General features: G+C 60.2%; 14 protein-coding genes and 3 pseudogenes. 12 read left to right on the plus strand and 5 right to left on the minus strand.

What is annotated here, in order from left to right; all coding sequences use genetic code 11:
• The first annotated feature begins 568 nt into the window (after nucleotides 1-568).
• The 6 genes from LU684_RS03330 (at nucleotide 569) to LU684_RS03355 (ending at nucleotide 7,271) form a co-directional block, all read left to right on the plus strand.
• Complete coding sequence (locus tag LU684_RS03330; RefSeq protein ID WP_016486350.1) at nucleotides 569-949, plus strand: hypothetical protein; 381 nt, start codon at nucleotides 569-571, stop codon at nucleotides 947-949.
• Nucleotides 950-1,123: 174 nt separating this feature from the next.
• Nucleotides 1,124-2,911, plus strand: a complete 1,788-nt coding sequence (locus tag LU684_RS03335; protein WP_054888261.1) for a thiamine pyrophosphate-requiring protein — start codon at nucleotides 1,124-1,126, stop codon at nucleotides 2,909-2,911.
• A gap of 98 nt (nucleotides 2,912-3,009) precedes the next feature.
• Entirely contained in the window at nucleotides 3,010-3,537 is a 528-nt protein-coding gene (locus LU684_RS03340; protein WP_054888260.1) for a (2Fe-2S)-binding protein, read from the plus strand.
• On the plus strand, nucleotides 3,534-4,535 hold the full coding sequence (locus LU684_RS03345; RefSeq protein ID WP_054888259.1) for an FAD binding domain-containing protein: 1,002 nt from the start codon (nucleotides 3,534-3,536) through the stop codon (nucleotides 4,533-4,535). The genes LU684_RS03340 and LU684_RS03345 overlap by 4 nt, the downstream gene beginning before the upstream one ends.
• Entirely contained in the window at nucleotides 4,532-6,730 is a 2,199-nt protein-coding gene (locus LU684_RS03350; protein ID WP_054913782.1) for a xanthine dehydrogenase family protein molybdopterin-binding subunit, read from the plus strand. The genes LU684_RS03345 and LU684_RS03350 overlap by 4 nt, the downstream gene beginning before the upstream one ends.
• A gap of 214 nt (nucleotides 6,731-6,944) precedes the next feature.
• A complete protein-coding gene (locus LU684_RS03355; protein ID WP_024717780.1) occupies nucleotides 6,945-7,271 on the plus strand; it encodes a KGG domain-containing protein in 327 nt (108 codons plus the stop codon).
• A gap of 123 nt (nucleotides 7,272-7,394) precedes the next feature.
• On the opposite strand, the gene LU684_RS03360 is transcribed toward LU684_RS03355, so the two are convergent.
• Both LU684_RS03360 and LU684_RS03365 read right to left on the minus strand, forming a co-directional pair.
• A complete protein-coding gene (locus LU684_RS03360; RefSeq protein WP_016486344.1) occupies nucleotides 7,395-7,685 on the minus strand; it encodes a hypothetical protein in 291 nt (96 codons plus the stop codon).
• A 153-nt stretch (nucleotides 7,686-7,838) separates the two neighbouring features.
• On the minus strand, nucleotides 7,839-8,258 hold the full coding sequence (locus LU684_RS03365) for an NUDIX domain-containing protein (protein WP_223817393.1): 420 nt from the start codon (nucleotides 8,256-8,258) through the stop codon (nucleotides 7,839-7,841).
• A 357-nt stretch (nucleotides 8,259-8,615) separates the two neighbouring features.
• Between LU684_RS03365 and LU684_RS30650 the strand changes: the two are divergent.
• From LU684_RS30650 to LU684_RS03390, 6 genes and pseudogenes are all read left to right on the plus strand, one after another.
• Nucleotides 8,616-8,792, plus strand: a pseudogene (locus tag LU684_RS30650) (glutathione-dependent formaldehyde dehydrogenase); the annotation flags it as partial.
• Nucleotides 8,793-8,801: 9 nt separating this feature from the next.
• Nucleotides 8,802-9,080 (plus strand): annotated as a pseudogene (locus LU684_RS30655) (glutathione-dependent formaldehyde dehydrogenase); the annotation flags it as partial.
• Between the two features lie 13 nt (nucleotides 9,081-9,093).
• A complete protein-coding gene (locus LU684_RS03375) occupies nucleotides 9,094-9,327 on the plus strand; it encodes a PLDc N-terminal domain-containing protein (protein ID WP_016486342.1) in 234 nt (77 codons plus the stop codon).
• A 33-nt stretch (nucleotides 9,328-9,360) separates the two neighbouring features.
• A pseudogene (locus LU684_RS03380) lies at nucleotides 9,361-9,708 on the plus strand (SDR family oxidoreductase); the annotation flags it as partial.
• A 316-nt stretch (nucleotides 9,709-10,024) separates the two neighbouring features.
• Entirely contained in the window at nucleotides 10,025-10,489 is a 465-nt protein-coding gene (locus tag LU684_RS03385) for a hemerythrin domain-containing protein (protein ID WP_016486340.1), read from the plus strand.
• A gap of 77 nt (nucleotides 10,490-10,566) precedes the next feature.
• Nucleotides 10,567-10,815 carry a hypothetical protein gene (locus tag LU684_RS03390; RefSeq protein WP_080641017.1) on the plus strand — a complete coding sequence of 83 codons (249 nt, stop codon included), beginning with the start codon at nucleotides 10,567-10,569 and terminating at the stop codon, nucleotides 10,813-10,815.
• 5 nt (nucleotides 10,816-10,820) lie between these two features.
• On the opposite strand, the gene LU684_RS03395 is transcribed toward LU684_RS03390, so the two are convergent.
• The 3 genes from LU684_RS03395 to LU684_RS03405 all read right to left on the minus strand — a co-directional run bounded on the left by LU684_RS03395 (nucleotide 10,821) and on the right by LU684_RS03405 (nucleotide 13,130).
• Entirely contained in the window at nucleotides 10,821-11,930 is a 1,110-nt protein-coding gene (locus tag LU684_RS03395; RefSeq protein WP_054888257.1) for a sensor histidine kinase, read from the minus strand.
• 163 nt (nucleotides 11,931-12,093) lie between these two features.
• The gene (gene xth / locus LU684_RS03400; protein WP_054888256.1) at nucleotides 12,094-12,891 is read right to left on the minus strand and encodes an exodeoxyribonuclease III; all 798 of its coding nucleotides are present in this window, start codon (nucleotides 12,889-12,891) and stop codon (nucleotides 12,094-12,096) included.
• On the minus strand, nucleotides 12,888-13,130 hold the full coding sequence (locus LU684_RS03405) for a hypothetical protein (RefSeq protein ID WP_054888255.1): 243 nt from the start codon (nucleotides 13,128-13,130) through the stop codon (nucleotides 12,888-12,890). The genes xth and LU684_RS03405 overlap by 4 nt, the downstream gene beginning before the upstream one ends.
• Nucleotides 13,131-13,295 lie beyond the last annotated feature (165 nt).

The raw sequence follows: 13,295 nt of genomic DNA on the forward strand, positions 1-13,295 counted from the left end.
CACGGGTGCCCGCGGCCAGACAAGTGGCATTTGTCCATCCGTTTTGCACCTTCCGTCGCGCTGAGGGCACCCTTCGGTATACGGCAGGCCGAACACTGGGTGAACAACCAGAAACGGAGTTTCACCATGAACGCAGAAAAAACATACGCGCTGCTACTCGCAATGTGCCTGGGTTGCACGGCGCCACTTGCCCTGGCCGCCACCGACCTGAACGATCAACGCGCCCCGGGCACGCAACCGCACAGCAATGGGCACATGAACGGCCAAGGCGGTGCGACAGGCTCAGGAACACCAGCCGATGGCATGGGCACGAGTAATGGCGGTACCCATGACAATGGAACGGACAACACGGGAGGTGACGGTACCGATACTGAAACGGGCTCCGGCGGTAATGGAGGGAACGGTAGCGGTGCAGGTCCGGGGAGTGGTAGCGATGGCTCAACCGGTGGTGGATCAGGCGCAGGATCGGGCAGCTAGGTGGAATGGCCGAATGGCCGTGGATCTCCCGTCCATGGCCCGGCGTTCCGGTTTCACCATTGATCAAGCAACTCACTCAGGAGTCAATGCCATGCCACGCGGTGACAAGGACAAATATACGGACAAGCAGAAACGCAAGGCCGAGCACATTGAGCAATCGTACGAGGACAAGGGCGTGGGCAAGGACGAAGCCGAAGCGCGCGCCTGGGCCACCGTGAACAAACAATCCGGTGGCGGTGAAAAGCCGGGAGGCTCGGGCAGCAAGACGCCGTCGCGTGAGAAGAAGACCGCGCGCACGGATTCAGCCAAGCGCGCCGCCGAGTCTCGTCAGGGGCATTCACGCACCTCGCGCGCGTCGCTGGAATCGCAAAGCAAGGAAAGCCTGATGAAGGAGGCGCGCAGCAAAGATCTCAAAGGGCGTTCCACCATGAACAAGGCTCAATTGGTAGAAGCCCTGCATAAACTGGGTTGACGGGAAACTTTTGGCGCAGTGCAAAGCCCACAGCATTTTTGTGGGTTATCGGTTCACCTTCGAGCCTGTCGGCTTTTACCAGGCTCCAGCTGCCAGACCGCTGCGCATACCGTTGAAACTTTCCCGGCACGTGCCAAGTCCAGACGCCTATCGATAACTGAACGGGAGCAGGCAATGACCGGCACGGTAGGCGACTTTCTGGTGGAGCGTTTGTATCAATGGGGCGTGCGGCGCATCTTCGGTTACCCCGGCGACGGCATCAATGGCGTGTTCGGCGCGCTGAGCCGGGCCAACGGCAAGATTGAATTCATCCAGGCCCGGCATGAGGAAATGGCCGCCTTCATGGCCAGCGCCCATGCCAAGTTCACCGGCGAGCTTGGTGTTTGTATCGCGACCTCCGGCCCGGGCGCCTCGCACTTGCTGACCGGGCTGTACGATGCACGCATGGACCATCAGCCAGTGCTGGCCATCGTCGGTCAACAGGCCCGTGCAGCACTGGGCGGCCACTACCAGCAGGAGTTGGACCTGCTGTCGATGTTCAAGGATGTCGCCGGTGCGTTCGTCCAGCAGGCTTCCACGCCAGAACAGGTGCGCCACCTGCTCGACCGTGCGGTGCGTACGGCCGTCGGCGAACGCCGGGTCACCGCTGTTATTCTGCCCAACGACTTGCAGGACCTGCCCTACAACGAACCCCCGAGGGCTCACGGTACGGTGCACTCAGGCATCGGCTACAGCAAGCCGAGGGTGTTGCCGTTCGACGAAGACCTGCAGCGCGCCGCCGCTGTACTCAACGCCGGGCGCAAAGTGGCGATACTGGTGGGTGCCGGCGCCCTGCAGGCGACTGAGCAGGTAATGGCGGTCGCCGAACAACTCGGCGCTGGCGTGGCCAAAGCGCTGCTGGGCAAGGCTGTGCTACCGGATGACCTGCCGTGGGTCACCGGGTCGATCGGCCTGCTCGGCACCGAACCCAGTTATCAGCTGATGAGCGAATGCGACACCCTGCTAATGATCGGCTCCGGCTTCCCTTATTCCGAGTTTCTGCCCAAGGAAGGCCAGGCACGAGGCGTGCAGATCGACCTGCAACCCGACATGCTCAGCCTGCGCTACCCGATGGAGGTCAACCTGGTCGGCGATGCCAGCGAAACACTGCGCGCACTGTTGCCGTTACTTGAATACAAGACCGAACGGCGGTGGCGCGACAAGGTCCAGACCTGGCGTGCGCAGTGGGACAAGACCGTGGCCAAGCGCGCCCTGGTCAAGGCTGACCCGATCAACCCGCAACGTGTAGTGCATGAGCTGTCCCCTCGCCTGCCCGACCACGCCATCATCACCAGCGATTCCGGCTCCTGTGCCAACTGGTTTGCCCGCGACCTGCAGATTCGCCAGGGGATGCAGTGTTCGCTGTCCGGCGGCCTGGCTTGCATGGGCGCAGCGGTGCCCTACGCGATTGCAGCCAAGTTCGCCCACCCGCAACGGGCTGTGGTTGCCCTGGTGGGCGATGGGGCGATGCAGATGAACAACCTCGCCGAACTGATCACCGTGGCCAAGTACTGGCAACAGTGGGACAACCCACAATGGATTTGTGCTGTGTTCAACAATGAGGACCTCAATCAGGTGACGTGGGAGCAACGGGTCATGGAGGGCGACCCCAAGTTCGAAGCGTCGCAGTCGATCCCTGACGTGCCCTACCATTTGTTCGCCATTTCCATTGGCCTGCAAGGCATCTACGTAGACCGCGAAGAGGATGTTGCCGCTGCATGGGAGCGCGCGTTGGCTGCGGATCGGCCGGTACTAATCGAGTTCAAGACCGACCCGAACGTGCCGCCCCTGCCACCGCACATCAAGCTGGAGCAAGCGAAGAAGTTTGCCAGTGCCTTGCTCAAGGGCGACCCCGACCAGGCGGGCATCATCGTCCAGACAGCCAAGCAGGTGCTCGGCTCGGTACTACCAGGCAAAAAGTGATGGGCACGTCGGCTGACCGGCTGAACGTTTGCTCAGCCGGCCAGGTCGCACAACAAAGACGCAGCGGACTGCGCGAACCCTGACCGTGAGGACCTACCATGAGCGCGATCTCTCCCAATGGGGCTGAAGAACACCCCCTCCGCCTGACCCTCAATGGTCATCCCCGAACACTGCAGGTGCACCCCTGGACCACCTTGCTCGACCTGCTGCGTGAGCAGTTGGACCTGGTCGGCACCAAGAAGGGCTGTGACCATGGCCAGTGCGGGGCCTGCACCGTGCTGCGCGATGGCAAGCGCGTCAATGCTTGCCTGACGTTGGCCATCATGTGCGACGGGGCTGAGTTGGTAACCATCGAAGGGCTGGCCAACGGCGACGTTCTGCACCCCATGCAGCGTGCATTCATCACTCACGATGCGTTCCAGTGCGGTTACTGCACCCCGGGGCAAATCTGCTCTGCGGTCGGGCTGGTTCACGAGGGACGTGCCGACACCCGCGAGGCCATTCGCGAGCACATGAGCGGCAATCTTTGCCGCTGCGGCGCCTACGGCAACATCGTCGCTGCGGTAGAAGAAGCCCTGCCGTTGATGACGGACAGCGCCCAACCACCACGAGGGCAGCACCCATGACGCCCTTCAGCTACCACAAGCCCGCCTCAGTCAGCGAAGCGGTGAACCTGGCTGACGCCTGTTCGCACTTCATCGCCGGGGGTACCAACCTGGTCGACCTGATGAAGGAAAACGTGGTGCGCCCCGAGCGCCTGATCGACATCTCCGGCCTTGGGCTGAACGGCATTCACGTTACCCCTGGCGGCGGCGTATTCATCGGTGCGCGGTTGAGCAATGCCGACCTGGCCTGGCACCCGTTGATCGAGCAGCATTATCCACTGTTGTCAGACGCGATCCTGGCGGGGGCATCGCCGCAGTTGAGGAACATGGCCAGCACCGGTGGCAACTTGCTGCAACGTACCCGCTGCTACTACTTCTACGACACCGGCACCCCCTGCAACAAGCGCGAACCGGGCAGCGGATGCCCTGCGCGTGCAGGCATGAACCGCATCCATGCCATTCTGGGTGCCAGCGATGCCTGTGTCGCGACCCATCCCTCGGACATGTGCGTGGCATTGGCAGCGCTCGAAGCCGTAGTGCACGTACAGGGGCGGTCCGGCGAACGGCAGATACCCTTCGCGGATTTCCATTGCCTGCCCGGTTACACCCCCGAGCGCGACAATCAACTGGCATTCGATGAGCTGGTGACAGGCATCGAGCTGCCGCCCCCGGTGTTCGAACGCCATTACCGTTACCTGAAAATACGCGACCGCGCTTCCTACGCGTTCGCGCTGGTGTCAGTCGCTGCAGCCTTGAACTTCGATGGCGACGTGATCCAGCAGGCGCGCCTGGCGCTGGGCGGCGTTGCCCACAAACCCTGGCGGGACCCGGCTGTGGAGCGCCTGCTGGCCGGCCAGGTGCCTTCTGAAGCGCTCTTCAACCGCGCCGCGCAAACGTTGCTGCAAGGCGCACAACCCCTGAGCCACAACGGTTTCAAGGTAACGCTCGCCCAGCGAGCAATCGTGCGGGCATTGGATGACGCGGCGCGCGGCGCCGCTAACGGGGGGGCACGGCCATGATCACAAGCACACCCGTAGTCGGCACGCCCCTGGACCGCGTGGACGGTGTGGCGAAGGTCACCGGGCAGGCCCGCTATGCGGGCGAATACCCCCAGACGGGCCTGCTGCACGGCAGCGTCGTGTCCAGTACCATCGCCCGCGGTCGGGTTCTCGGCATCGACAGCACGCAGGCCATGCGCGTGCCCGGGGTAATCGCCGTGCTCGACCATGGCCATCGTCCGCCTGTCTCCAGTTATGACGACGACTACAGCGATGCCGACTCTGCCGAGGGGGCGCCTTTTCGGCCCTTGTTCAATGATCGAGTGCTGTACAGCGGGCAACCGTTGGCATTAGTGATCGCCGAAACCCTGGAACTGGCCCGCTATGCAGGCTCGCTGATCAAAATCGACTATGCCGAGGAGGCTCACCAGACAGACCTGGGCGCATGCCAAAAATCGCATGCCGCCCCCGCCGAAACACCGGCGCCGCGTGGCGACTTCGCCGGGCAGTTTGCCGAAGCGCCGGTGCAGGTGGATGCCACGTACCTGACGGCCAACGAGTACCACAACCCGATGGAGCCCCATGCATCGACCGTGCACTACAAGGCCGACGGCACTCTGGAAATCCACGACAAGACCCAAGGCACGCAGAACTGCCAGGACTACCTGCACAAGGTGTTCGGCCTGCCCAAGGCAAACATTCGTGTGCGCGCGGCGTTCGTCGGCGGCGCCTTCGGCTCGGGCTTGCGCCCGCAGTACCAGTTGCCGCTGGCAGTGATGGCGGCGTTGCACCTGAAGCGCTCGGTGCGCGTCACACTGACCCGCCAGCAGATGTTCACCTTTGGCTACCGGCCCCGCACCGAACAATGCATGCGCCTGGGTGCAGACGCAAACGGGCGTTTGCTTGCGATCGCTCATGATGCGCTTGGCCAGACCTCCCGCTTCGAGGACTTCACCGAACACCTGGTCGAATGGAGCGGCATGCTGTACCAGTGCGATAACGTTGCGCTCAGTTACCGCCTGGCCTCGCTTGATGTGTACACCCCGCTGGACATGCTGGCGCCTGGGGCCGCGTCCGGGATGATTGCGCTGGAGTGCGCCATGGATGAGCTCGCCTGTGCTGCGCAGATCGACCCGGTAGAGCTGCGCCGCCGCAATTTTGCCGCCAACAATGCCAACGAGGGCAAGCCCTACTCCAGCAAGGCACTGCTGGCGTGCTACCAGCAAGGTGCCGAACGTTTTGGCTGGCATAACCGCACTCCCCAACCGCGCAGCATGTGCAATGGCAACCAACTGGTCGGCTGGGGGATGGCCGGCGGCGTCTGGGAAGCCATGCAGATGAAGGCCAGTGCCAAGGCGCGCATCAATGCCCAGGGCCACCTGACCGTCAGCAGTGCCACCACCGATATCGGGACCGGCACCTATACCGTCATGACTCAGATCGCCGCCGACGCAGCTGGCGTCAAAGTGCAGGATGTCACCTTCATGCTGGGTGACTCCTCACTGCCCACCGCCCCGCTTCAGGGCGGATCGTTCACGGTGTCGTCGGTGGGCTCGGCCGTGCGCCAAGCCTGCCATGTCCTGCGCACCCAGGTGCTGGAACACGCGCGCAACATATACCCCCAGGTGGCCAACACACCCCGGCAGCAGATCGTTTTCACCGAGGGCTACCTGCACGCGGGCAACCATCGCTGGGCTTTGGCGGACATCGTGGCGAGCGCCCCCAACGGTAAATTCGAAGTGCAGATCGACGCCGAGCCCGGCGCCAGGCGCCAACCGTTCTCCACCGCCACCCATTCGGCGGTATTCGTGGAAGTTCACGTCGACGAGGACCTTGGCACGATCAAGGTAGCCCGGGTGGTCAGCGCTGTGGCGGCAGGCCGTGTGATCAACCCCAAAACCGCACGCAGCCAGATCCTGGGGGGCGTGGTCTGGGGGGTGGGCATGGCGCTGCACGAAGCCGCATTGACCGACCACCGGTTGGGCCGCATCATCAATCACAACCTGGCGGAGTACCACATCCCGGTCAATGCAGACTGCGGGGATATCGAAGTGATCTTCGTTGAAGAGCACGATGACATTGTCAACGAACTGGGGTCCAAGGGCGTAGGCGAAATCGGCGTTGTCGGGGTGGCCGCTGCGGTGGCGAACGCGGTCTACCATGCCACAGGCAAGCGTATAAGGGAGTTTCCGATCACGCTCGATAAAGTGCTGTAATCGGACAGGGGCCGAGTCGCCCACCCGCTTTGGGCTATCGTCGACGCGCCACAACCGCTAAGCCATGGCAGGGTTCTTTATCACGCAATAGGTTGCCCTTGACGACCTTTCGCGCACCCTGTCAGCAGGTACAAAAGTAAAAGGAGCTTCCAGTACTCGCGGGGCATCGGAAGAAAACACAGGCTCTCTGTGTGAACACACGAGGTGCATGATCATGGCGAACGATCAAGACAAGGCGGGTCAGCAAGGCGGCGCCGCGCAAACCAACCCTGGTAGTTTTGCAAACGACCGTGAGAAGGCTTCGGAAACCGGCCAGAAAGGCGGTCAAATGCCCGGAGGGAAATCTGAGGATCAACAAACAGGGCAAGGCAGCGGCGGTAACCTTAAGGAAGATAATCCTCAGCGTGCCGGTGGTGGAACCCAACACGGTGGTCAAGGAGGGCATACCTCTGGCAGCAAATCTGACCGGGAGCAAGGTATGGACGAAGGGTCGCAAGCTATTCAGGACGAAGACAGCGGGATGACGGAAGACAACCGCTAAGTCCACCAGGGCGATGGAGAGCCCTGGTTTCTTCACCGTCCGTAATTCAGATGCAGCAGTTCGCCTTGAACAGTTGGCCGTCAGCCTCTGTGTCTAACGATCAACCTCGAATTACACCCTGTCCTAGGCCACCTGCACCGCTTTGCGCCATTGATCCGTGGCCAGGCGCCTGGCTCTATCAACACCCCAGGCCAGAGCTCGAGTCATGGACTCGCCTGGACGAGAATTGAACGCTTCTTCGTGCAATGCCATTCCACAGCCGGCATACACACCGATGAACATTTGCGTCTGACCGGTGCGCGAGAGCCTGACCTGCACATCAATCGTGGTGCCGTCATCGAGCTCCTCGTCATGGGTACGATGATGAAGCACTGGATCCGCCCATTCCCAAAACACATCACCTCGAACACGCATGCCGCCCTCCTACGACTTTAGTCTTATACGGAAACCTCAACATAGCAAAGCTGGGAGGCAGTTCAATGACGTAGTCGGTAGTCATACAGGTAACAGACAGCCGGTCTGATTTTCGATACAAACTTATTTTCCTGTACAACTTTGCAGCCTTGGTCAGGCGGTCAGAGCAGGCAACCGCGTTGCCAAGAGCCCGGCAGCTGCGGAATTCAGCAATTCAGGGGTAAGCTTTTCGCGAAGCACCCACTTACACGCGACAATTTCATGGTCGGCAACGGGCTTCTCATTTTCGTGGAATCGGGTGGTGAAGATGTGATGCACAACTGACCCCACTCTGATTGAACACAAAGAAAGCAGGCCATGCCCTTCAATGGATGTCTCCTCACGTAGCTCTCTTGCCGCAGCTGCATGAGGGCTCTCACCAGGCTCAATCAAACCACCTGGGAAATTCCATTTGCCGCCTTTTTTCCGAACAAGCAGTACCCTGCCGCTTCGAAGGCAGATTATCGTTGCCCTGGATTTGATTCTGCATTTTCGTTTGTCCCGCATGCACACACTCGTATCATCATTACCCATCAACACCCACCCTCTCGCGACACAGAGTAATGGACTTCTTCCCTGAAGACGTTTCCATGCTGCGACTCGTTCAATCACAGGGGCGTATTAGCCATCGGTTCGCCTCAGATCAGCAGAGCCCGGCACTGCATGAGCAGTTGCATACCCGAATTTTGGGGGCCAATGACCCTAGTGAGCTCAAGTGCAAGTTGCTGGCAAATCGGGGAATCTCGGTAGCCGCCGGTCGGTGGATGGCCCAGACAGGACCAGTCTGCCCGTTCTCAAGCATCGCCATTGAAGCTGTTGTTTTGAACTTTGCATGGCCTGGAAGCTTCCCCTGCATACCCCCACGATTTTTGTGATGCAGGAGCTAGGAGCATGAGAGCACTGACCTACCACGGAGCAAACGACGTCAGGGTCGACAACGTCCCTGATCCCATCATCGAGCGAGAAGACGACATCATCCTCAAGGTGACTGCCACCGCCATTTGCGGCTCCGATTTGCACCTCGACCGAGGCAAAATTCCAGAGCCCGAAGCGGGTGATATCTTTGGCCACGAGTTCATGTACGCGGGCTTCATTCACGGGTTCATGTTCGGCGACGCGTTCGATAAGGGCCTTACCTTCAAGATGGGCCAGACCCATGTCCAGAAATACCTGCCTGAACTGCTGGAACACATCGAAGCAGGCCGTCTACAACCGGAATTGATCGTCACTCACCGCCTCGCCCTCGAAGAAGCAGCCATGGGCTACAAGGTGTTCGATCAGAAGCAGGACAACTGCCGCAAGGTCATCCTCGTGCCAGGCGCTGCACCCGGCACCTTGGGCCCTGACTACGTATAGAGGAGGTGAAGTCATGAACGGTCTTGCCAGCTACTTCTGGATTGCCGTGGCGGCAATCCTCTTGCTCATCGATCTGTGGGCCATCGTCAGCGTCTTCAGAAGCGACAAGTCAGATGCAGTCAAAGCGGCCTGGGCCCTGCTGATCCTCGCGCTGCCGGTAGTCGGCCTGGGAATCTGGGGCGTTGCTGGCCCGCGCGGCATCAAGCGAGGTACAGGGCCCACCTCCGACGAGCACAGCAAAGGCTGACATCTGCCAGCTGCATTTACAGGGGTTTTCAACATGATCGATCAAGCGACAGGCATGAAATCCGGCGAACGCTATCGCGTGCAAAACGTGGAGCGCGCTCATCAGTTTCCAGGCTTCTTCCAGGACGGGAAGTATTATCTCGGCCCTGAACTTCTCACCGCCGTGGGCTGGCTTGAAGGTACACGCTTCATCTATGACAGCCTGGATGCCGCAGGTGAACCCGTTTTTCCAAACCGGGAGGCAGGCACGGTCGAAGGGCTGACATTGACCCTGGTCGATGGCACTTCCCTTGAGCTCTTACGGATCGAGGCCAGCGACACCATTGTCCCAGTTGCCCCCGGTGCATCGGGTACGGAACGAGAAGCGCCTGACAGTGGCGCCTGGATAAATCGCAGTCCCAAGGCCGAAGACTCATCGGGAAACCTCTTTGAGCCTCCGAATGGCAAGAGGGATATCGACGGAGGCTGGAGGAAGTCAAAACACAAAACGCCGCTGCTGATCGGTGCAGCGGCGTTGGGAGTCCTTGTGGGTTTCACACTCACACATTCACGACGCAGAGATGGCTAGAGGCGGTCTGCGTAACGAGGGCAGCGGGCGCGCCTGAGGGGATGCCAGCCATCTTAATCATTGAACCGTTTCTTTCTGCGTGTACTCAACCTCGAGCAAGTGCTTGATTCAATCCGTGATGAGGAACGCCATGAACGCTATCGACTTACTGATCCAGGACCACAAGCTCGTGAAGAAGCTGCTCGAAGAGCTGTCGACCACTACCGAGCGTGCCGTAAAGAAACGGGCCGAGTTACTCCACAGGATCGAGCAGGAGTTGCAGATCCACACCGCGCTCGAGGAAGAAATACTCTACCCGGCCATCAAGCAAGCGGGTGGCAAGGAAGAAGCGAAGATGTACTACGAGGCCAAGGAAGAACACCGCACTGTCGACGCTCTCGTTCTGCCCGACCTCCTGCATACCGAAACCGGCACCGTCGAATTCGCCGGGCGGGTCAAGGTCATGAAAGAGTTGCTGGAGCATCACATCGAGGAAGAGGAAGGCGAACTGTTCCCCACCGCGAAGAAGCTGCTCAGCAAGGACACCCTCGAGGAGCTTGGGCAAGCCATGGAAATGCAGAAAAAGATGCTCAAGGGCGAGCAGCGAGCGGCGTAGTCAAGCGATCACCTGCCAGCGCTCAGCGCGTGGCAGGTGATCGGCTTCAGATACCCCATCATCAGTCGGAAGGTGTCATGGAATACTGGATTGGGTTACTTGAATGGCCTGCGATGTTGATGACTGTGCTGGCAGCGTGGTGCATCGGTTCGCGCCGTCCGGGGCGGAGGAAGGCAGGTTTCTGTTGTTTTATCGCAAGCAACGTGTTGTGGGCCGTCTGGGGCTGGCAAGCTGAAGCCTGGGCATTGATCATCCTGCAATTCTGCCTCTGTGCCATGAACCTGCGAGGCTGGCGAAAAAATACGCAACTGGAAGCGACGGCGTGACCAGCTCATGCCAGGGGCAGGGATACGCGGAAGGTGGTGCCCGATGACGAGTTGGATGCCACGTCGATAGCCCCCCCATGCCGGGCCACGATCTCGCCGACGATGAACAGGCCAAGACCCAGCCCACCGGATGCCTCGTGATGTTCCGACGCCAATCGGGAGTACCTGGCCTGAGGGTTGAATAGATGAGGCACAACATCCGGCGCAATGGGTTTGCCCCAGTTATGTACGCTGAACTCGACTGCCTCAGGGCGTTGGGTCAGTGTTACGGTGATGGGCCTGGCATGATCACCGTGGTGAAACGCATTGGCTATCAGGTTGGAAAACACCTGCCCCATCCGGGTGACGTCAAACTGGCCAAATGCTTGCTGGCCGCCCTTCAGGACAACTGTGATCTCAGGGCGGGAAATGCGAAGCTCGTCCACAAGCGTATGGCACACCTGGGAAAGGTCGACAGGTTCTTTCTGGATGGGTATGCCAGTCCCCAGGTTCGCTTTGGCGAGATCGAGTAGATCAGTCACGATTTGCCTGGATCGTGTCACACTGGCCGCAATCTGGTCTGCAATTTTTCGGTCGCGCTCGTTCAGCTGACCTTTACGGCTCAACATCTCGGCGCCCAGAAGGGCTGCCGTCATCGGCGTTCGTAGATCATGCCCAAGTACACCCAGTACCAGTTTCCGTGTTGTCTCCACCGCGATGCCGTACGAGGTGATGGATTCGCTCAAGGCTTGATCAATGGCCTCGTTGAAACGAACCATATCATCGATAGCATGGGGTTCATCAGCCCTCTGCTGCGCAAACCAAAGACGCAGCGCACGATACTCTGCGACCACTTGATCAAGCGTGAACCCGGCACTCAGCCGGGTAACAGCATGGGCCTGAGCGGCTGTTTCGACCGAGCTCGTTGCCTGCATGCCTCGAGACTTCTCAAACTGCTGGCGGGCTGTCTGTGAGGATGCCATGTCCAGTGCAACGGTTCGCAACATGGCTTCAGCGTGGTTACGCAGGCCTGCAGCATCAAGATCCGGCATAGGGGTCTCGACGGTGCGAGCAAAATCCTCAAAAGCCTCGAGAATGAGCTCGATGTGCTGTGTAATGAACGCATAGAGCCGCACGTCGGGTCCTCGGTGTAATCGCAAGCATCATGGGTGAATGATCAGCATAGACGACGCTGATGACTGAAGATGAACGCGATGAGGTGAAGTGCGTGTAACTTTCCCGATGTGTGCCCAGAGGCCTTTCCAATCCGCCCGTTCCAGCGGGCATCTGCGCTGGCAGCTAGCGCTGCTGGCGACGCCCGCTCAACTGGATCCAGACCGGTGCATGATCACTGGCCTTGGCTTCGTTGCGCACCCAGGCATCCACACCCGCCCGCTTCAGATAAGGGCTGAGACTGGGGTTGAGCAGCAGATGATCAATGCGCAGCCCGGCATTGCGCGCCCAATGATTGCGAAAATAGTCCCAGAACGTGTAGATGCGCTGCTCGGGATACAGGTGACGAACAGCATCGACCCAGCCCTGCGCCAGCAATTGTTGGAAACACGCCCGCGATTCAGGTTGCAGCAGCGCGTCCTTGAGCCATGAGCGCGGGTTATAGATGTCCAGATCGGTCGGCACAACATTGAAATCGCCCGCCAACACCGCAGGGTGGCTGCTGCCCTGCAGTGTTTGGGCATGCTTGATCAGGCACTCGAACCAGCGCAGTTTGTAATCAAACTTGGGGCCAGGTTGCGGGTTGCCATTGGGCATGTAAAGGCAGCTAACCAATACACCGTGCACCGCAGCCTCCAGATAGCGGCTCTGCTGATCGTCCTGCATGCCGGGCAGCCCGCGACGTACCTCCAGCGGCTCGCTATCGCGCGCCAGGATCGCCACGCCATTCCAGGAGGGTTGCCCCTGATACAGGCAGCCATAACCTGCCGCTTCGATGGCCTGGCGCGGAAACTGCTGATCGGCCGCCTTCAGCTCCTGCAAGCAGGCAATGTCCGGTTGCTCCCGCTCCAGCCAGGCCAAGAGCGCGGGCAGGCGGCTGCGGATGCCATTGATATTGAAGGTGGCGATCTTCAGCGCTTTCATGCGTCAGGGTCGCTCACGTGAGCCTGTACGGCATCCTCCATTGCCCGTATATGTGCCTCGTCGGCCAGTGCCTTCAGCGCCAACCAGTCATCCCAGTCAATCGCGCCGTCGTCCCGCAGCGCCTCGGCGGTGCGAACCAGTTCGTGGTGGTAGGCATCCGGCGATTCGCGCCGGTAGCTGATGTCGTCGTACTGCGCGTACCAGGCTTCAAGTTCAGGAATGCTGCGTTCGATGCTCATGACGGCCGCCTCGTTCTATCCCTGCTAGTGAGAGCCCAGGCCCCGCGCAATTGTTCAACTGCAACGGTCAGCCGGTCAGCCTCCCTACCGCTGAAGCAGTGCATTGGAACTTCTCACCCCTTCCGAGACGTCCCACATCCACACCTGGCGAAAACGGAGATAGAA

This window comes from Pseudomonas sp. NMI542_15, assembly GCF_021283425.1.
GTDB classification, from domain to species: domain Bacteria; phylum Pseudomonadota; class Gammaproteobacteria; order Pseudomonadales; family Pseudomonadaceae; genus Aquipseudomonas; species Aquipseudomonas fortuita.